Genomic DNA, 19,632 nt, shown 5'->3' with positions numbered 1-19,632 from the left:
TATTGACGAGTGAGGGTGGGAAAAAGTTTCGTTTTTTTTAGAGATTTTTATGGGCTGACGTTTTATGACCCATTTAAGCTTTTGGTACCACCGTTAAACGTCATAAAACTCTCTTTACCCCGCTCCCCAACAATAAAAACCTCCTTACACAAAAAAGAAGAGGGTCCCCCAACCCTCTTCTTGCTACTTCTATTAAAACCCCATCTTACCGTGTGTAACTAGCAAAAGTCCCCCAACTTTTGCTAGTTTTACTCCCAGTATTACTTATTGAAACATGTCCGAAAAGCCGTTGAATTGATTGTGCAAGAAATCAAACGCCAAATTCGGGAATAGACCAAACACAATGGTGGCTGCGACCGTAATAATTAACACGACGATTATTCCAGCTGGAAGCTGAATTTTTTCATCGGTTGCTGCTGGTCGGAAGAACATTTGTGTAAAAATGCCGAAATAGTAGAAGTACGAAATGACGGTCGTGGCGATCATGACCGATGCTAGCACATAGTGTGCTGGGTCCACATAGAACGTTCCCATAAAAATGTTCAGCTTTCCAATAAAGCCTGCTGTTCCTGGAATTCCCGCTAACGAAAGAAGAAATATTCCCATTGAAACGGCCAAGATTGGTGAACGCTTATAAAGTCCAGCAAATGCACTAATATCTTCATTATCTGTTTTTCCACTGATCAGCTGTATGATGGCAAACGCACCAAGGTTCATGAACAAATATGCTCCTAAGTAAAACCACATCGCGTCAAACATGAACGCTGACAATGCCGCTATCGCGACCAATAGGTAACCCGCATGCGCGATACTCGAGTAAGCAAAAAGACGTTTCACATTGCGTTGACGTAAAGCAATAACATTCCCGATGATCATCGTTGCTCCTGCAAGCAGTGCGATATAATCTTGCATTTTAATCAGCATCGGATACGATGCCGTACTCGAACCAGATGGTGCTGCCCCGTATACAGACAACAGAATACGAAGCAAAATCACGAATCCAGCGGTTTTGGATACAACGCTTAAAAAGGCAGTAACTGGCGTTGGCGCTCCTTGATACACATCTGGCGCCCACATATGAAACGGTACCGATGCCAATTTAAATGATAGTCCAACAAACACTAGTAAAAAAGATAAACCAAGCAAGTAGATTTGCTGTGTATCAAAGTTCGCTGATAACACACCTGTAATCTCGGTTAAGTTGGTTGATCCAGTTAATCCAAACACATAGCTTAATCCAAACAGGGTGACAGCTGTTGAAATTCCGCCATTGATGACATATTTCATAGCTGACTCATTCGATGGAAGATGCTTTTTACGCATGCCCGCTAAAATATAGGAAGAAAGCGATAAAAGTTCAAGTCCGACAAATAATGTGATTAAGTCTCCGCTCGATGTCATGACCATCGCTCCGAGCAAAGCGGTTAAAAATAAATAGTAGAACTCTCCCTTGTATTCTTTCATCTCTTCCTTTGGTTCATAGCTGACCGCAAGTAGCATAACAAGCGCTGCACCTATGAGTAGTAACAACTTGAACGCTTTTGCGTACGAATCTAAGCGAAACGTATCATATAAAATACTCGTTAATTCTAAATCTACCAATCCTAGTAAAGACACAAACGCTGCAATAATGGCAGTGAATGCAATCCAGCCAAGAATTTTTCGATCTTGGTTTTTCGGCATGAACAAGTCCATGATAGAAAGGACGGTTGCAATACCAAGGATGATGAACTCCGGTGTCATAATTGCCCATTGATACGATAACATTTGTTCAAGATCCATCCTTCATCACCCTCCTAACCCAAGCATGATAGTCTCAAGTGTGGCTTTTAATGTTTCACTTAGTACACTTGGGTAAACACCAATTAACACAATTAACCCGACAAGAACGAGAACCGGCGCCCATTCAAAGGAACGAATATCCGAAACACCTGTGAATTCTCGGTGCGCTTTTCCAAATGTCATTCCTAACACTGCTCGCAGTAAGTACACAGCTGTTAAAATGATACCTAAGCAGCCGACAGCAGCAAGTACGGGCATGGCCTCGAATAATCCTAAAAACGCCATGAACTCACTTACGAATCCACTCATTCCCGGTAGACCAAGTGAAGCCATTGCTCCAGCTAATAAGAAACCAGCTGTGATCGGCATTCCCTTTGCCATTCCGCCAAGCTTTTGAATATGAGACGTATGGAAACGCTCATAAAAGATGCCTACTAAGAAGAACAATAGAGCTGAGATTAACCCGTGAGAAACCACTTGGAAGATCGCTCCTTGAATACCTGCTTCATTTAGTGCTCCCACTCCGATTAACACAATTCCCATATGAGAAATTGAAGAGTAAGCTAACACCATCTTGAAATCCTTTTGAATCAGAGCAAGAAAGGCTCCATACAATAAATTCACCACACCGAGCGTGGCAAGCAACCAAGCGATGGAGGTAAATTGTTCTGGGAAAATTCCCATCCCGAAGCGAATTAACCCGTAAGCTCCAATTTTCAAAAGAATTCCTGAGTGAAGCATAACGATTGGTGGTGGCGCTTGAACGTGAACGCGAAGCATCCATGTATGTAACGGGAAAATAGGTAGCTTTACACCAAACGCAATTAATAAGGCTAGTAACAGCCCCATTTTTACAGAGTCCGTAATTCGAGCATGACCTGCATCCGCTGTTAACAATTGCTGCAACACATCAATATTGGAGGTTCCTGTACGAGCGAACAATACCATAATGACAATTAAAAGAACTGCTGAACCAAGTCCATTGTAAATCAGAAAGCTATATGCTGCTTTTTCTTTTTCATGATATCCCCATTTTCCGATTAAAAAGAACATCGGAATAAGTGTGATTTCAAAGAATAAGAAGAACAGAATTAAATTTTCGGCCACGAATACTCCGAGCATTCCTACTTCAAGTAGAAGGAATAGCATGAAGTAGCCCTTCCACTCTTTTTTAATATGAAACGAAGCAACCGCTGCTAACACGGAAAGAATACTTGTTAATACCACCATGAGTAGTGAGAATCCATCCATCCCCAACTCAAACGGAATTTCAAATACTCCTTCACTCATTCCAAAGTGAATCCAGTTCCATTTCAGATTGTACTCAAACAGTTCTGTTCCATTTTTAAATTGAGAGAAAACAGCCAATGATAGAACCATTGCTGGCAAAGTAGCAAGTACCCCAACTAGCTTAATGGAGCTCTCCTGCATTTTTGGTATAAATGATAAAACGAGAATCCCTAGTAACGGGGAAAACACGATGAGTGCTAACATCAAATTCATCCGAAGTACCCCCCTGTTACAGCAAAAATCACAAATAAGACAGCTAAGCCAACGAAAGCAACCGTTCCGTACATTTGCACCTGACCGTTATGCACGCGTGAACCAATTTTTCCAAACGTTTGAACAAACTGGGTAACCAGGTTAACGATCCCTTCCACAATAAACACTTCAATATACTTGAGGAACAAGCTAAAGAACTTTGTAATGTTTACAATCGTTAACTCGTAAAACTCATCAACAAAGTACTTATTGTATAAAACACTGTACGTCACTGGTGCTCGGCTAGATAGCCAATCGCGTGAAAGAGACTTTTTCCCATACATGAGATAAGCAAGAAAAATTCCCGCTAGTGACACAAGTGTTGCCACAATCATAATCCACGCTGGACCTTCAACGTGTCCATGGCCAAGCGCTTCATTGCCTTCCACTAACCAATCGCCTAAAAATGTCCCAAACCAAGGTGTGTTCACATATCCAGCAACAACGGCAAGAACACCGAGCACAACCATCGGAAGGGTCATCACAGCAGGAGACTCATGAACATGCTTGATTTCTTTTCTAGCCTCACCCGTAAAGACGAGGAAGAATAAACGGAACATATAAAAAGCAGTAAAGAAAGCAGCGATCACAGCTAACCAAAATAATGCCGTGTTTCCATGAACCCAAGCAGAAATTAAGATTTCATCTTTACTAAAAAACCCTGAGAATAATGGAACTCCACTAATCGCCAATGTTCCCACTAAAAATAATGGACCAGTGACGCGAAGCTTTTTCCATAAGCCACCCATTTCTTCAATGTTTTGCGTATGAACCGCATGAATGACACTACCTGCTGCTAAAAACAATAATGCCTTGAAAAACGCGTGAGTCATCAGGTGGAATACCCCTGCTACATAGCCAGCCGACCCAAGCGCTAACATCATATAACCTAGCTGAGAGACCGTAGAGTAAGCAAGAACCCGTTTGATATCGGTTTGAACTAAGCCGATGCTAGCCGCAAAGATTGCGGTAATTGCTCCAACCACAGCTACCGTCATTAACGCGGTTTCACTTGCGGTGAAAAGCGGGAATAAAGCCGCTACTAAGTATACCCCTGCCGCAACCATGGTTGCCGCGTGGATTAATGCTGACACTGGCGTCGGACCTTCCATCGCATCCGGTAACCACGTATGAAGCGGGAATTGACCTGATTTCCCAACAGCCCCAATGAAGATAAGGATGGCCGTAACGGTGATCATTCCTGCAGAAATCGAGCCTGCCTCTACCGCAGCAAAAATCTCATCATATTCAAAGCTTCCTACCTGCCAGAATAATAGAATCATCCCGATAAAAAGGCCAACATCCCCAATACGAGTCATAATAAAGGCTTTTTTTGCAGCCTTTTTGGCGTCTTCCTTAAAAAAGTAGAAACCGATTAATAGGAAGGAGCCAACCCCGACTAATTCCCAGAAAATATACGTTTGTAAAAGATTGGGCGATAAAACCAAACCAAGCATTGCAAACGTGAATAATCCTAAATACGCATAAAACACATGAAAGCGTTCATCGTCATGCATATATCCCTTTGAATACGTATGTACAAGCAAACTAACAAGAGATACGATGACGAGCATTAGCGCATTTAACTGGTTTACTTCAAAACCCGCTGTTAGTTGAACATCTCCGATCGAAAGCCATGTGCCCTCTGCTTTGTAGGTCGGTTGTGTGAACCGCTCAAATAAGACGATGAGCGAATAAACAAACGACACACCCACTAGCAAGATTCCGACATAGGCGCTGTTTTCCTTTAGCTTTTTTCCGAACAGAAGAAGGAACAAAAATGATAGTAGCGGGAAAAGCGGTATGATCCATGCATTTTCCATCAATATCACAATCCCCTTTTAGAACGCGCACCGGTTTTGTTATGTTACGCGTTTGATTGAGGCCCGCTGTATATAAGCGAGTCATATTTTTCTAATGCTTTAAGGTGTTCATTTCATCCATATTAACGGTTTTTCGATTACGGTAAAGGGCAATTAAAATCGCCAACCCAACGGCTGCCTCCGCTGCTGCCACAGCGATTGAAAATAATGCAAACACTTGACCCGTAATGCCTGGATTCGCTCCGTACTTACTAAACGCAACCAGATTAATATTAACTGCGTTTAGCATCAATTCAATTGAAATTAATACGATAACGGTATTGCGCTTCGTTAATGCACCGTACAATCCGATGCAAAACAGAATCAATGCAAGCGTGAGGTAGGCTGAAACGGGAACTGAGCTCATTCCTTATTCGCCTCCTTTTCATCATCTTTTTTCGCTAATACAATGGCTCCGATCAGAGCAACTAACAAGATAACAGAAGTGATTTCAAATGGAATGACAAACTTTGAGTAAAGCGCCACACCAATTTGCTCGGTATTATTTTCATGAAGAGTGTTTGGTACAGATGCCAAATCTAAATCATACACCCCGATATACATTACAACGGCAAAGCCGAGGACACCGATAAAGAGGAGAGTCTTTCGAATCCAGCCTTCCTCCGGCTCGCTCGTATCATTATGACGGGTAAGCATAATCCCGAAAAGCATAATGATCGTAATGGCGCCTGAGTAGATTAAAATTTGAACCGCTGCGACAAATTCAGCAGAGAGCATGACGTAAATTCCCGCAATGCTCACAAAGGTGAACACAAGTGCTACGATCATATGAACAACCTTCGTCAAATTCAATAACAGAACGCCGCCAATGACCGCAACGAGCGCTAGCGACATAAATGCGATTAATTCACCCGTAACTGTCATGCTTTATTCACCTTCCGAATATTTTCATCGTTCTCATCTAACCATTCTAGGTTTTTAAATAGCTCATCCCGGCTATATTCCGCGAGCTCAAAATTATTCGTCATAATGATGGCCTCTGTCGGACATACCTCCGTACAAAGATCACATAGGATACAGATTTCAAAATTGATATCATACGTATCAATGATTTTTCCTTTTTTCGTAGGGTCAGGGTGTTTTTTCCCGGTCAATTGAATGCAATCGGTTGGACAAATGGCTGCACACTGATTACAAACGATACATTTTTCGGGGTAAAACTTCTGTATCCCACGGAACCGGTCCGGAAGTGGCAGCGGCTCGTTTGGATAATCGTAGGTTACTTTTTCCCTTGTTAGGTTCTTGAGTGTATAGGCTAACCCTTTTGCTAATCCAAGCACGTTGACTCACCCTCTCTAGTTTGGCTCTGTTAAAATGGGTGTTGATTTCCGTTCCGGGTGCTTGCTTTCCGGGGGGCGTTCGGTGAGCCTCCTCGTCGCTATCGCTCCTGTGGGGTCTCACCTGTAACGCTGATCCCCCAGGAGTCAAGCACCTCCACTCCAATCAACAAGTGCAAAATACACTTTGCCCTAACAGAGTTTTATTATTAAAAAAGCTTCAGTAACTCTTTCACCAATGCAGTTAAGAAAATGTTCGCTAATGCTACTGGTAAAAGTACTTTCCATCCGAATTCCATCAACTGGTCTGCTCTTAGGCGTGGGAAGGTGACTCGGATCCAGACTAGGAAAAAGATGACGACGCTGAATTTTAAGGCGAACCATACGGCTCCCGGGATGAATCCTAAGAAGTCGAACGGTGGTAGCCATCCTCCTAGAAATAGTACGGTTGTGAGTGATGCCATTGCGAATAGATATACATATTCAGCGAGCATGAAAAATGCCCATCGGAAGCCTGAATACTCGACGTGGAAACCGGCTACAAGTTCAGACTCGGCTTCTGGCAAGTCAAACGGCGTACGGTTTAATTCAGCTACGGAAGCAATGATAAACACTAGAAACGCAATCGGTTGCCAAAGTATGAACCAGCCTTGCTCATCCTGAGCGGCGACGATATCGTTCAAATTCAAGCTGCCTGCAAAAAGGATAACCCCAATCACCGACATTACGAGTGGAATTTCATAGGAAATCATTTGAGCAGCCGCACGCATTCCACCTAGTAGTGCGTATTTATTATTCGATGCCCATCCACCAGTTACCACTCCAACAGTGGTTAAACCTGAAATGGCGATATAGTACAGCAGTCCAACACCAATATCAGCAAACTGCAGGTGATCGGTTAACGGAATCGTTGCTAGCACCATGAATGCCGGTGCAAACGCGATAACAGGAGCAAGAATAAAGAGTGGACGATCTGCTAGCTTCGGTATCGTATCTTCTTTTAATAGAAGCTTTAATACGTCAGCTACCGTTTGTAAAAGTCCCCAGCGTCCTCCAACCTGATTTGGTCCGTGACGTAGCTGCATGAAACCCATAACTTTTCTTTCCGCTAAAATGGCATACGTAACGAATCCTAAAACCACTAATAATAGAACCGTTGCTAGTAAAAAGAAAATCCCAAAGTTTAAGAGTCCTGGTTGTGATTGCAGCAGTTCCTCTACCATTAGCCATCAACCTCCCCTAGGACAATATCAATTGCACCTAAAATCGCGATTAAGTTTGCTATATTTTCTCCCTCCAATAACTTCGGAAGGATTTGCAAATTGTAAAAAGAAGGTCTTCTGAACTTCAAGCGGTACGGCTCTTTCTTTCCATCACTCGCGATATAACAACCAATTTCTCCACGAGGTGACTCGATACGAACGTACGCCTCACCCTTAGGTGCTTTAATAATCTTTGGAACTTTAGCGAGGATTTCCCCTTCTTTCGGGAACTGCTCAACCGCTTGTTCTAAGATTTTCAAAGACTCCTCGAGCTCTGCTAAACGAACATGGTATCTTGCCCATGCATCTCCACCCTCTTGAACAGGAACATTGAAGTCAAAACGGTCATAAATCGAATATGGCTCATCTTTACGAAGATCCCATTTGACTCCCGTACATCTTAAGTTCGCTCCACTTAATGAGTAGTTAATCGCATCTTCTTTCGTGTAGCGACCCACACCCTTCACACGGTTCATGAAGATTTCATTCCCCGTCACAAGGTCATGATAGCCTTTTAGCTGCTCACGCATATATGGGATAAACTCGCCCACTTTTTCAATCCAGCCCTCAGGTGCATCCCACTTCACGCCACCTACACGCATATAGTTAAAAGTAAGACGAGCACCAGATAATTCATTTAACATATTAATAATCATTTCACGCTCGCGGAACGCGTATAGAAACGGACTGACCGCTCCAATATCCAATAAATATGTACCCCACCAAACGAGATGACTCGCCACACGACCAAGCTCCATCGCGATAACTCTTAGGTATTCCGCTCGATCAGGAATCTTTAAATCCATCATCGTTTCCACTGCATGACAGAGCACATAGTTGTTCGTCATTGCTGCTAAATAATCGAGTCTGTCTGTGTAAGGAATGATTTGAGTGTATTGTAGATTTTCAGCTAACTTTTCCGTTCCACGGTGTAAGTATCCGATAACCGGCTTTGCTTCCTTGATGATCTCTCCATCAATTTTCAACACCAGTCGGAATACACCATGTGTACTTGGATGCTGAGGGCCTACGTTTAATAGCATTTCTTCCGTTCGAAGCACTCGTTACACCTCCACATCGTATGGTTCATAGTCTTTGCGTAGAGGGTGACCAATCCAATCATCACCGAGCATAATTCGGTATAAGTTCGGATGATTTTTAAACTGAATTCCCAGTAAGTCATATGTTTCACACTCCGGCCAGTTGGCACCTGCCCAAAGCTTCGAAAGCGACTCTACCTCAGGTTTCTCGCGATCAATCTTCACCTTTAACGCAACGGATTGCCTGTTATTATATGAGTAAAGATGAGCATACACTTCCATGTGCGTCTCGAAATCTCCACCATGAAACTCTGATAAATAATTGAAGCCAAGCTGCTCATTATAGCGAAGGAACTCAGCAATTTTATAATATGTGTCTGGCTTTGCCACCAATGTTGGTACGTCCTTCGACAGATTATTAATATAGAAGTCTTCTAATACATCTTTGCCTAGATGCTCTTCGATTACCTTTACGTATTTATCCAAATACGGTTGGTTTGGCGAAGGGACCAGCTCTTCAGGAGCCTCATCCTCAGCAGGCTTTGCCTTCGCTCTTGCAGCGGCTGCAGCAGCAGCTTTGGCTTTCGCGGCAGCAATCGCTTTCGCTTTTTCATCATCTCCAGCAGCTCCGCCTTGTGCGGCCGCTTTCGCTTTTGCGGCTGCTGCGGCTTTGGCTTTTGCGGCTGCGATGGCTTTTGCCTTTTCGTCGTCTCCTGCTGGAGCACCTTCTGCTCCAGCTTGCTGTTTTGCCAGTGCAGCGGCCTTCGCTTTTGCGGCTGCTGCGGCTTTGGCTTTCGCGGCTGCGATGGCTTTTGCCTTTTCGTCGTCTCCTGCTAGAGAACCTTCTGCTCCACCTTGCTGTTTTGCCAGTGCAGCGGCCTTCGCTTTTGCGGCTGCGGCGGCTTTTTGTTTAGCTAAATCCGTGTCCTCCGAGCTAGACGACTCTTCTTCGGCTTTCTCTTTTTCCTTCATTTTCGCTAAAGCAGCAGCTTTGGCTTTGGCAGCGGCGGCAGCCTTTGCCTTTGCTTTTTCCTCATCCGTCATCGGCTTATCATTGGATGCTTCTGTTGAAGCTTCCTTCGCTTTCATTTTTGCAAGTGCGGCCGCTTTTGCTTTTTCCGCAGCTTCCTTCTTTAACTGTTCCAGGTCCTTTTCCCCACTCATGGATTAGATCACCCTCTTCCCAGTCTTAGCCTCGTAGCGAATTTTTTCCCTTAATTTATTAATTCCGTAAATAAGTGCTGCTGGGTTAGGCGGGCAGCCTGGGATATACACATCGACTGGTACGATTTGATCCACACCTTTAACGACCGCATACGATTTTACATAAGGGCCGCCTGCTGTAGCACATGATCCCATCGCGATTACCCATTTAGGCTCTGGCATTTGATCATACAGTCGACGAACAATTGGCGCCATTTTCTTCGTAACCGTACCCGACACAATCATGACATCTGACTGACGTGGAGACGTACGAAAAAACGATCCGAACCGGTCAAGGTCATAGTGTGAAGAACCTACGCCCATCATTTCGATCGCACAACAAGCAAGTCCGAACGTCATCGGCCATAATGAATTGCTTCTAGCCCATGCTTTAATTTGTTCCAATGTCGTTAAAAATACATTTCTCTTTAACTCTTCTAATTCTTCTGGTGAGATGTTTTCCAATTTTAAGTCCATTTTAACACCTTCTTCTTCCAAGCGTAGACAAGTCCTACAAGCAGCATTAATACGAAAATAAGCATTTCAATCAATGCAAAGATACCGAGTTTCTCATAAGCTACTGCCCATGGATAAAGAAACACGGTTTCTACATCAAAGATTACAAACATTAGAGCAAAAATATAATAGCGGACATTGAACTGCACTCTTGAATCGTGAAATGGTTCAATTCCGCTTTCGTATGTGGTGTACTTCGCATCATAAGGCTTATACGGACGCAATAGTTTCCCCAGAAACAGCGCAACCACAGGTAATAAAACACCTAGACATAGAAACACAAAGACAATCAGATAGTTATTCTGATATACATTTAACAGCTCCATGTCCATCCCCTCCAATGTCTTATAATTTTCTAAACATTTAATTATGTAACCGAATTCATTATAACACTGTTACAAATTTGTGTCGACAAGCCAAAGACTTTTATTGGAATTTCTAATAAAATGTTTTCTTGTCCCTCGAGGATATAGTATGTGAAATAATAATCTTTATTCTATTAAATGGTAAAAAGCGGTGTTTGTCTGTGAGAATAGTCAATAAAATTTTGAAAATATGAAAATATTGTTGTTCTTTTTTGGGGATTTATCCATTAATGGGGTGATTTTTGTAGCTGTTTGGGGTTGATTGTTTGATTCAGTTACTGATGACGAGTTTTTTCATGGTGTATGAGCATTGAAATGGTGTTTCAGTTACCGTTGGGGTTGTTTGTCTTGCTCTATCGGCAATGAAACGCTACTTCAGTTACCATGCGGGTTCTTTTTCCTGCTCTATGGGCACTGAAATCCTACTTTGGTTACCGTCTCACAGCTTTTCCCTCGTTCTTGGGAACCTAACCACTACTTTGATTACCGCTACTCTGCTTTTCCTCGTTCATGGGAACCTAACTCCCTCTTTGATTACCGCTACTCTGCTTTGTCCTCATTCACGGGAACCTACCTCCCTCTTTGGTTACCGCCACCACTGCTTTTCCCCCTCTCACGGGAACCTAACCCCCTTTTTGATTACCGCCACCACTGCTTTTCCCTCGCTCACGGGAACCTAACCCCCTCTTTGGTTACCGCCACCACTGCTTTTTCCTCGCTCACGGGAACCTAACCCCTACTTTGATTACCGCCACCACTGCTTTGCCCTCGCTCACGGGAACCTAACTCCCTCTTTGATTACCGTCACCACTGCTTTTCCCCCTCTCTCGGGAACCTAACCCCCTCTTTGATTACCGCCACCACTGCTTTTCCCCCTCTCACGGGAACCTAACCCCCTCTTTGATTACCGCCACCACTGCTTTTCCCCCGCTCTCGGGAACCTAACCCCCTCTTTGGTTACCGCCACCACTGCTTTGTCCTCGCTCACGGGAACCTAACACCCTCTTTGATTACCGCCACCACTGCTTTCCCCCTCTCACGGGAACCTAACCCCTACTTTGGTTACCGCCACCACTGCTTTGTCCTCGCTCTCGGGAACCTAACCCCCTCTTTGGTTACCGCCACCACTGCTTTGTCCCCTCCACAGGCACCTAACTTACCGCATCCCCCATATTCCCGCCCTCCAAAAAATCAAAACATAAAAAACCCCCTCCGACGATCTGACTAAGGATCGCCCAAGGGGGTTGATTGATTGTTTTATCGCTTCTCTGAAACAGAGATACGGTTGATGGCACGTTGCAATGCCATTTCGGCACGCTTGAAGTCTACGTGTGCACGTTGTTGCTCGCGCAGGCGTTCTTCTGCACGCTCTTTTGCACGTAGTGCGCGTTCGACGTCGATGCTATCAGATACTTCCGCAGATTGAGCCAAGATTGACACTTGGTCTGGACGCACTTCTAAAAGACCGCCACTTACTGCTACGTATTCTGTTTTGCCTCCGTTTTTCAAACGAACAGATCCAATTTGTAACGGTGCGACCATTGGAATATGTCCTGGTAAAATACCTAGCTCACCGCTTTGAGCTTTCGTGCTTACCATTTCCACATCTGATTCATACACCGGGCCATCGGGAGTAACAACACTGACTTTAATCGTCTTCATTTTTTACCCTCCTGGTCCTATTTTAGACCTCTACGCCCATTTTCTTTGCAGATTCGATTACTTCTTCAATTCTACCTACAAGACGGAATGCATCTTCTGGAAGATGGTCATACTTACCTTCTAGGATTTCTTTGAAGCCTTTAACCGTTTCTTTAACAGGAACATATGAACCTGGTTGTCCCGTGAACTGTTCAGCCACGTGGAAGTTTTGAGATAAGAAGAACTGGATACGACGAGCACGAGCTACGATAAGCTTATCTTCGTCAGAAAGCTCATCCATACCTAGGATCGCAATAATATCTTGAAGTTCTTTATAACGTTGTAATGTTGATTGTACTTGACGAGCAACTGAGTAGTGCTCTTCTCCAACGATATCAGGTGACAATGCACGAGAAGTTGAAGCAAGTGGATCCACCGCAGGGTAGATACCCATCTCAGAAAGCTTACGCTCAAGGTTTGTTGTTGCATCTAAGTGAGCGAAAGTTGTAGCTGGAGCCGGATCCGTATAGTCATCGGCAGGTACATAAATCGCTTGGATAGATGTAACAGAACCCACGTTAGTAGATGTGATACGTTCTTGCAGTCGACCCATTTCAGTAGCAAGAGTTGGTTGGTAACCTACCGCTGATGGCATACGACCTAATAGGGCAGAAACCTCAGAACCTGCTTGTGTGAAACGGAAGATGTTATCCATGAAGAAAAGAACGTCTTGTCCTTGATCATCACGGAAGAATTCAGCCATTGTTAGACCCGTAAGAGCAACACGCATACGTGCTCCAGGCGGCTCGTTCATTTGTCCGAATACCATCGCTGTTTTCTTAATAACTCCAGAGTCAGTCATTTCGTGGTAAAGGTCGTTACCTTCACGTGTACGCTCACCAACACCTGCGAATACCGAGATACCGCCGTGCTCTTGAGCGATGTTGTTGATTAACTCCTGGATAAGAACTGTTTTACCTACACCGGCACCACCGAATAGACCGATTTTTCCACCTTTGATATATGGAGCAAGTAGATCTACTACTTTGATACCTGTTTCAAGAATTTCTACTTGTGTAGAAAGTTGCTCGAATTTTGGTGCTTCTCTATGGATAGAGTCGCGACGAGCACTCGCAGGAATCTCCTCATTTAAGTCGATTGCCTCACCAAGTACGTTAAATACACGTCCAAGTGTTACATCACCAACTGGTACAGAGATAGCAGCACCAGTGTCTTCTACTTCGATTCCACGAGTTAATCCATCAGTAGAAGCCATTGCGATGGTACGAACTGTATCGTCACCTAAGTGAAGGGCAACTTCAAGGGTTAAGTTGATATCAACTTCAGATTCGCTCTGCGCGTTGTTTACAATTTTAAGTGCATTATAGATCTGTGGTAGATGACCGCTTTCGAACTTTACGTCAACAACCGGACCCATAACTTGAAGAACGCGTCCTTTAGTCATTGTGTTCCCTCCTTAATGAAATGCGTAAGCGCCTCGTTCAGCCCCGACAAGCACAAGGCGAGCCTTGCAGGAGGTCCTGACCTCCGGAAAGGATTGACTTGTGACTCGAGGGGCTTGGCGCTGAAGCTAGACAGCTCTAACTTCATTGAAATATTAATTATTATTCTATGGAGCGCTATTCTAGTGCCGCTGCTCCACCAACAATCTCTGTAATTTCCTGAGTAATTGCCGCTTGACGTGCACGGTTGTAGACAAGGCTTAGGTTGCTGATTAGATCGTTTGCGTTGTCTGTTGCATTCTTCATAGCAGTCATCCTTGCAGCATGCTCACTTGCTTTACTGTCAAGAAGGGCGCCATAAATGAGGCTTTCCGCGTACTGTGGCAATAGGACATCAAGAATTTCCTCCGCAGATGGTTCAAACTCGTAAGATGTAAGTTTTCCTTCTGATTGAATATCAGTTAGAGGAAGAAGCTTCTTCTCCGTTACATCCTGTTGAATCGCACTTACGTAGTGGCTGTAATATAGGTACAACTCATCAAATGTTTCATCAGCAAACATGCCAACGGTCTTTGATGCGATGTCTTTTATTTCAGCGAAGCTTGGTTGATCTGGCACTCCGATGATGTCCAGAACAACCGGCATATTGCGTTTCTTAAAAAAGTCACGGCCCACACGTCCGATTGCGATAATCGCAAACTCGTCGTTTGATTTGTGACGGCTTTTAATTGTATTGAATAGCTGTCTTAGAACGTTACTGTTGTATGCACCTGCAAGTCCACGGTCAGAAGAAATGACTACATACCCAGTCTTTTTTACCGGACGGCTTGTAAGCAACGGGTTTTGCACGCCCTTACTTCCTTGTGCGATCGAAGCAGTAACCTCTTGAATCTTCGTCATGTAAGGAACGAAAGCTTTCGCGTTCATTTCCGCACGATTCATCTTTGCAGCAGATACCATTTGCATGGCTTTTGTAATTTGGCTCGTCTTCTTCGTCGAAGTAATACGAGATTTTATATCGCGTAATGATGCCACAGATTCTCACCACCTTGTTTTCAAAGTGAAACACTTGGGAAAGAGGAAGAACCGGTCTTCCTCTTCCCATTCATTAATTACTCGCTAATAGCAAATGTCTTTTTGAAGTCGTTAATTGCAGAAACTAATACATCGTCAGCTGGAAGGTCTTTTGTTGTTACGATTTGGTCAAGCACTTCCTTGCGGTTGTGGTCTAACCAAGATAAGAACTCACCTTCGAAACGCTGGATGTCCGTTACCGGAATATCATCTAAATGGCCTCTAGTCAATGCGTAAAGAATCATTACTTGCTTCTCTACTTTTAACGGCTTGTTAAGATCTTGCTTAAGAACTTCAACTGTACGAGCACCACGGTTAAGTTTTGCTTGTGTTGCTTTATCTAAGTCAGATCCGAACTGAGCAAATGCTTCTAGCTCACGGTATGAAGCAAGGTCAAGACGCAGGGTACCTGCAACCTTTTTCATCGCTTTGATTTGGGCAGAACCCCCTACACGTGATACAGAAAGACCTGCGTTGATCGCTGGACGTACACCAGAGAAGAATAGGTCAGATTGTAAGAAGATTTGTCCGTCCGTAATCGAAATTACGTTTGTTGGAATATAAGCAGATACGTCACCTGCTTGTGTTTCGATGAATGGAAGAGCTGTGATTGAACCAGCACCCTTTGCATCGCTAAGCTTTGCAGCACGCTCTAATAGACGGCTGTGTAGGTAGAATACATCCCCTGGATATGCTTCACGACCTGGAGGACGACGTAATAATAGTGATAATTCACGGTAAGCCGCAGCTTGCTTAGAAAGATCATCGTATACTACTAATACGTGTTTGCCATTGTACATGAACTCTTCACCCATTGTTACACCCGCATAAGGAGCTAAGTATAATAATGGAGCTGGTTGAGATGCAGAAGCTGTTACAACGATTGTGTACTCTAATGCACCCATTTTACGAAGGGTTTCAACTGCGTTACGAACCGTTGATTCCTTTTGTCCGATGGCTACATAGATACATACCATGTTTTGATCCTTTTGGTTAAGGATGGTATCGATAGCAACAGATGTTTTACCTGTTTGACGGTCTCCGATGATTAACTCACGTTGACCACGACCGATTGGCACAAGAGCGTCGATCGCTTTAATACCCGTTTGAAGAGGCTCGTGTACAGATTTACGATCCATAACACCAGGTGCTCCAGCTTCAATTGGACGAGATTTTGTTGTTTGAATTGGACCCATACCGTCAACCGGTTGTCCAAGTGGATTTACCACGCGGCCAATTAGCTCTTCACCAACTGGAACCTCCATGATACGTCCTGTACGACGAACCTCGTCACCTTCACGAATATCAGTGAAAGGTCCAAGGATGATAATACCAACGTTATTTTCTTCTAGGTTTTGCGCCATACCCATAACGCCGTTCGAAAATTCAACTAGCTCACCTGACATTACGTTGTCAAGACCATGAGCACGAGCAATTCCGTCACCAATTTGGATAACAGTACCTACATCACTCACTTGAATTTCCGACTGATAGTTTTCGATTTGCTGTTTTATCAGCGCACTAATTTCTTCAGCATTGATGCTCATGAGTTTCACCCCTATCTACGAATCTTAGCCTAACAATTGACGTTCCAAGCGCTCAAGCTTTCCGCGCAAGCTACCGTCGAAAATTCGGTTTCCGATTCGAAGCTTGATGCCGCCGAGCAGATTGGTATCAACAATATTTTCAATACGGAGAGATTGCTTCCCAACTTTAGCAGCAAACGTAGCAGATAATGCTTGTTGCTCAGCTTCTGTTAGAGGACGAGTGGAGTACACCTTCGCCTCAGCAATTCCTCTTTCATCATTTGCAAATTCAATAAAATAATCAGCTACTGCTTCGATGTAGTCTTCACGATGACGATCAATTAAGATCATTAACGTATTTAGAACGTACACACTAGCACCAGAGAATGCCTGTTTAATAATCTCCTTTTTCTTCTCATTCGTAAGCTTAGGAGACTTTAAGACAACACCTAGGTCGCCGTTATTTTTTACTACATTTTTAACTACACGCATTTCATTTTCCATTTGGTCAAGAAGTTGATGCTCTTTTGCTAGTCGAAAAAGAGCTAACGCATAGCGCTTCGCTACAGTCGAGTTGCTCATCGCCCTTCTCCTGCCTCTTGGATATATTCATTGATTAGCTTCTCTTGATCTGCAGCTGTTAGTTCTTTTTCAATTACTTTAGAAGCAATAAGTACAGATAATGAAGCGACTTGTTCACGAATAGCAGCAACCGCTTGCTCTTTTTGCTGTTCGATTTCAAGCTTAGCAGATTCTTTTAGACGGTCTGCTTCCGCACGCGCTAACGCCATAATTTCTTCACGCTGTACATCGCCTTGCTTTTTCGCATTTTCAATTAATCCTTGAGCTTCTGTACGAGCTTCTTTTAAAAGCGTACGTTGCTCTTCTAGTAATTGCTTTGCTTCATTGCGGCTTTGTTCAGCAGCATTAATTTCTCCAGCAATATGCTCTTCACGTTGTTTCATGATGCCCATTAACGGACCCCATGCAAACTTCTTAAGTAATGCTAACAAGATGATGAAAGTTACTAATTGGAAAAGGATATCTCCACTATTAAACCCACCACCAGCTGAACCTAATACTAGACTGCTTGTTAACACCCTTGCTCACTCCCTTCAAGAGTCGTACACTTACAATTTATAACGTTACAAATGTTAATAGATGAACATAAAGGAATGGCGAAGCTGCACGTAATATGTTCTTCGCCATTGTTTTGTTAAAAACCGTATATTAACCGCCGATAACCATGAACGCGATAACTACGCCGATGATCGGAACCGCTTCTACTAACGCTACCCCGATGAACATAGTTGTTTGAAGCATACCACGAGCTTCTGGTTGACGAGCGATACCCTCAACTGTTTTTGATACGATAAGACCGTTACCAATACCTGCACCTAGTGCCGCTAAACCAATTGCAATTGCTGCTGCTAAAAGACCCATTATAAAGTTCCTCCTTAAAATGTATAAACATGATTTTGTTATTTTTTGTTCATTAAATGAACGGGTATATATTAATGGTCATGACTCACTTTGTGTGCCAAGTAAACCATTGTTAACATGGTGAAGATAAACGCCTGAATCGCGCCGACAAAGATTGAGAACCCTTGCCAAGCAAGCATTGGAATAACCGCAGCGAGATGGCCGCCGACTCCAGTTGCTAGACTTCCTGCTAGTAACGTTAGAAGGATTTCCCCTGCATAAATGTTACCGTAAAGACGAAGCCCGAGTGTTAAGGTGTTTGCAAACTCTTCAATAAGTTTCAGCGGGAACAAGAACCACATAGGTCGAACGAAATCGCGACCGTATTCTTTTACTCCCTTCAGCTTTACACCGTAATAGTGAGAAAGCCCGACGACCATTGTTGCTAAAGTCAGTGTGATCACTGGATCAGCTGTTGGTGATTTCCACCACAATGTTCCGTCATAAGTAATTCCAAATGGAAGTCCCAGCATATTACATACGAATATATACATAATCAATGTAATACCTAGAATGTGGAATCTTCCGCCATCTTTCCAATCCATTGTACTATTAATGATTCCTTTGACGAAATCCATTACCCATTCGAAGAAGTTTTGTATCCCCGTTGGTTTCATAGCCAATGAGCGAGTGGAAAGCACTGCGATGATAAAGACAATTACACTAGCAATTGTTATCATCAATACATTTGATAAGTTAAAGGTTAGGCCCATAAATTCTCTTAAAGGAGCTTCATGATGCACAGTATTCACCTCTCTTCCCCGCTATTTATGTGAATGAAATGCTTGAAGAAAAAAATCTATCATAATAACCACGTATGAGGTCATTAATCCAATAATTACGCTATATAAATGGAGCTTGTCAGGATACTCAAGAGTGATCATCACCGCTAAAACAGCCGTTGCCATTCTTGAAAACATGCCGAGGGAACGGACCTTTTCGCCTTTTGCTATTGCATCGCCGAATTTAATAGTCCTTCTGGCCAATAACCACAAATTAAAAAGGCTTAAGCTTGTACCTAAAATAAGCCCTAAAAAAATTGTTTGATAGGAGGTAAATCCCCACCCTAGAACGTATAAAGCTAGTAAGAAGAATATGTACTTTCGTTGCCGGATGTAGATCGATTGTATTTCGGGCATCACTAATTATCTCCTGAAAAGAAATGTTGAATTAGTCTGATCATGGCATAAACGCCAGCTGCTAATCCGAGAAGTAGTCCGATGATTAAAAAAAGCGGCTCGGTGTCCAATGTACGGTCAAGCCATCTTCCGGCAAAAATGCCAATTAATACGGAGCCTACCAACTGCGAAAGAATCCCCGACATTAACGCCATTGCTTGATATGGACGACGGTTTTTTTGATTCATTTCAGGCACGTCCTTTTAAAGAGACTGGTAGATAGAAGAATGTTTTTCACTATGGACTTGCTCGTTTAAGAAAGCTATATTTATACAGTACCCATGTTGAAAACCCTATCATTAATACCCTTTGTAAGCATACAATAGGCACTTGTCAATGTCAATTAGTTTGGAGTGAAAAAGTTCACAATTCAAACAATAGAATTTCTCGTTCACATT

21 protein-coding genes are annotated in these 19,632 nt (G+C 43.3%); all 21 read right to left on the bottom strand.

Features of this window, described 5'->3' with window-relative positions; all coding sequences use genetic code 11:
• Positions 1-264: 264 nt before the first annotated feature.
• The gene (nuoN, locus tag M3175_RS15365; protein ID WP_251520592.1) at positions 265-1,782 is read right to left on the bottom strand and encodes an NADH-quinone oxidoreductase subunit NuoN; all 1,518 of its coding nucleotides are present in this window, start codon (positions 1,780-1,782) and stop codon (positions 265-267) included.
• A 6-nt stretch (positions 1,783-1,788) separates the two neighbouring features.
• A complete protein-coding gene (locus M3175_RS15360) occupies positions 1,789-3,285 on the bottom strand; it encodes a complex I subunit 4 family protein (protein ID WP_251520589.1) in 1,497 nt (498 codons plus the stop codon).
• Positions 3,282-5,150, bottom strand: coding sequence for an NADH-quinone oxidoreductase subunit L (nuoL, locus tag M3175_RS15355; RefSeq protein ID WP_251520587.1), 1,869 nt, complete (start codon positions 5,148-5,150; stop codon positions 3,282-3,284). Before nuoL ends, M3175_RS15360 begins: the two co-directional genes overlap by 4 nt.
• An 88-nt stretch (positions 5,151-5,238) precedes the next feature.
• Complete coding sequence (nuoK, locus tag M3175_RS15350; protein ID WP_160545851.1) at positions 5,239-5,553, bottom strand: NADH-quinone oxidoreductase subunit NuoK; 315 nt, start codon at positions 5,551-5,553, stop codon at positions 5,239-5,241.
• A complete protein-coding gene (locus M3175_RS15345) occupies positions 5,550-6,071 on the bottom strand; it encodes an NADH-quinone oxidoreductase subunit J (RefSeq protein WP_251520584.1) in 522 nt (173 codons plus the stop codon). The genes nuoK and M3175_RS15345 overlap by 4 nt, the downstream gene beginning before the upstream one ends.
• A complete protein-coding gene (gene nuoI, locus M3175_RS15340; protein ID WP_066057898.1) occupies positions 6,068-6,487 on the bottom strand; it encodes an NADH-quinone oxidoreductase subunit NuoI in 420 nt (139 codons plus the stop codon). The genes M3175_RS15345 and nuoI overlap by 4 nt, the downstream gene beginning before the upstream one ends.
• 206 nt (positions 6,488-6,693) lie before the next feature.
• The gene (gene nuoH / locus M3175_RS15335) at positions 6,694-7,707 is read right to left on the bottom strand and encodes an NADH-quinone oxidoreductase subunit NuoH (RefSeq protein ID WP_251520582.1); all 1,014 of its coding nucleotides are present in this window, start codon (positions 7,705-7,707) and stop codon (positions 6,694-6,696) included.
• Complete coding sequence (locus tag M3175_RS15330) at positions 7,707-8,807, bottom strand: NADH-quinone oxidoreductase subunit D (RefSeq protein WP_251520580.1); 1,101 nt, start codon at positions 8,805-8,807, stop codon at positions 7,707-7,709. Before M3175_RS15330 ends, nuoH begins: the two co-directional genes overlap by 1 nt.
• 3 nt (positions 8,808-8,810) lie before the next feature.
• Positions 8,811-9,950 carry an NADH-quinone oxidoreductase subunit C gene (locus M3175_RS15325; RefSeq protein ID WP_251520578.1) on the bottom strand — a complete coding sequence of 380 codons (1,140 nt, stop codon included), beginning with the start codon at positions 9,948-9,950 and terminating at the stop codon, positions 8,811-8,813.
• Positions 9,951-9,953: 3 nt separating this feature from the next.
• A complete protein-coding gene (locus tag M3175_RS15320; RefSeq protein WP_066059965.1) occupies positions 9,954-10,466 on the bottom strand; it encodes a NuoB/complex I 20 kDa subunit family protein in 513 nt (170 codons plus the stop codon).
• Positions 10,457-10,831: an NADH-quinone oxidoreductase subunit A gene (locus tag M3175_RS15315; protein ID WP_066059966.1), complete on the bottom strand. Its 375-nt coding sequence runs from the start codon at positions 10,829-10,831 to the stop codon at positions 10,457-10,459. Before M3175_RS15315 ends, M3175_RS15320 begins: the two co-directional genes overlap by 10 nt.
• A 1,296-nt stretch (positions 10,832-12,127) precedes the next feature.
• Positions 12,128-12,532 carry a F0F1 ATP synthase subunit epsilon gene (locus M3175_RS15310; protein ID WP_251520576.1) on the bottom strand — a complete coding sequence of 135 codons (405 nt, stop codon included), beginning with the start codon at positions 12,530-12,532 and terminating at the stop codon, positions 12,128-12,130.
• 22 nt (positions 12,533-12,554) lie between these two features.
• Positions 12,555-13,976 carry a F0F1 ATP synthase subunit beta gene (gene atpD, locus M3175_RS15305; RefSeq protein ID WP_251520574.1) on the bottom strand — a complete coding sequence of 474 codons (1,422 nt, stop codon included), beginning with the start codon at positions 13,974-13,976 and terminating at the stop codon, positions 12,555-12,557.
• 175 nt (positions 13,977-14,151) lie between these two features.
• Positions 14,152-15,009 (bottom strand): F0F1 ATP synthase subunit gamma, encoded by an 858-nt coding sequence (locus M3175_RS15300; RefSeq protein WP_251520571.1) that lies wholly within the window; start codon positions 15,007-15,009, stop codon positions 14,152-14,154.
• A 77-nt stretch (positions 15,010-15,086) separates the two neighbouring features.
• Entirely contained in the window at positions 15,087-16,595 is a 1,509-nt protein-coding gene (gene atpA / locus M3175_RS15295; RefSeq protein WP_119710249.1) for a F0F1 ATP synthase subunit alpha, read from the bottom strand.
• A 24-nt stretch (positions 16,596-16,619) separates the two neighbouring features.
• Positions 16,620-17,156: a F0F1 ATP synthase subunit delta gene (locus M3175_RS15290; protein WP_066059972.1), complete on the bottom strand. Its 537-nt coding sequence runs from the start codon at positions 17,154-17,156 to the stop codon at positions 16,620-16,622.
• A complete protein-coding gene (locus M3175_RS15285; protein WP_251520568.1) occupies positions 17,153-17,674 on the bottom strand; it encodes a F0F1 ATP synthase subunit B in 522 nt (173 codons plus the stop codon). The genes M3175_RS15290 and M3175_RS15285 overlap by 4 nt, the downstream gene beginning before the upstream one ends.
• Positions 17,675-17,804: 130 nt before the next feature.
• A complete protein-coding gene (gene atpE, locus M3175_RS15280; protein ID WP_066059974.1) occupies positions 17,805-18,017 on the bottom strand; it encodes a F0F1 ATP synthase subunit C in 213 nt (70 codons plus the stop codon).
• A gap of 71 nt (positions 18,018-18,088) precedes the next feature.
• Positions 18,089-18,799: a F0F1 ATP synthase subunit A gene (atpB, locus tag M3175_RS15275; RefSeq protein WP_119710252.1), complete on the bottom strand. Its 711-nt coding sequence runs from the start codon at positions 18,797-18,799 to the stop codon at positions 18,089-18,091.
• Between the two features lie 21 nt (positions 18,800-18,820).
• Positions 18,821-19,195 (bottom strand): ATP synthase subunit I, encoded by a 375-nt coding sequence (locus M3175_RS15270; protein WP_119710253.1) that lies wholly within the window; start codon positions 19,193-19,195, stop codon positions 18,821-18,823.
• Positions 19,196-19,197: 2 nt separating this feature from the next.
• Entirely contained in the window at positions 19,198-19,422 is a 225-nt protein-coding gene (locus M3175_RS15265; protein ID WP_251520565.1) for an AtpZ/AtpI family protein, read from the bottom strand.
• Positions 19,423-19,632: the final 210 nt, after the last annotated feature.

Origin of the sequence: Robertmurraya korlensis (assembly GCF_023715225.1) — a bacterium.
Classification (GTDB): domain Bacteria; phylum Bacillota; class Bacilli; order Bacillales; family Cytobacillaceae; genus Robertmurraya_A.
Note: the sequence above shows the minus strand (reverse complement) of the source record. Positions and strands in the feature narration are given on the sequence as shown.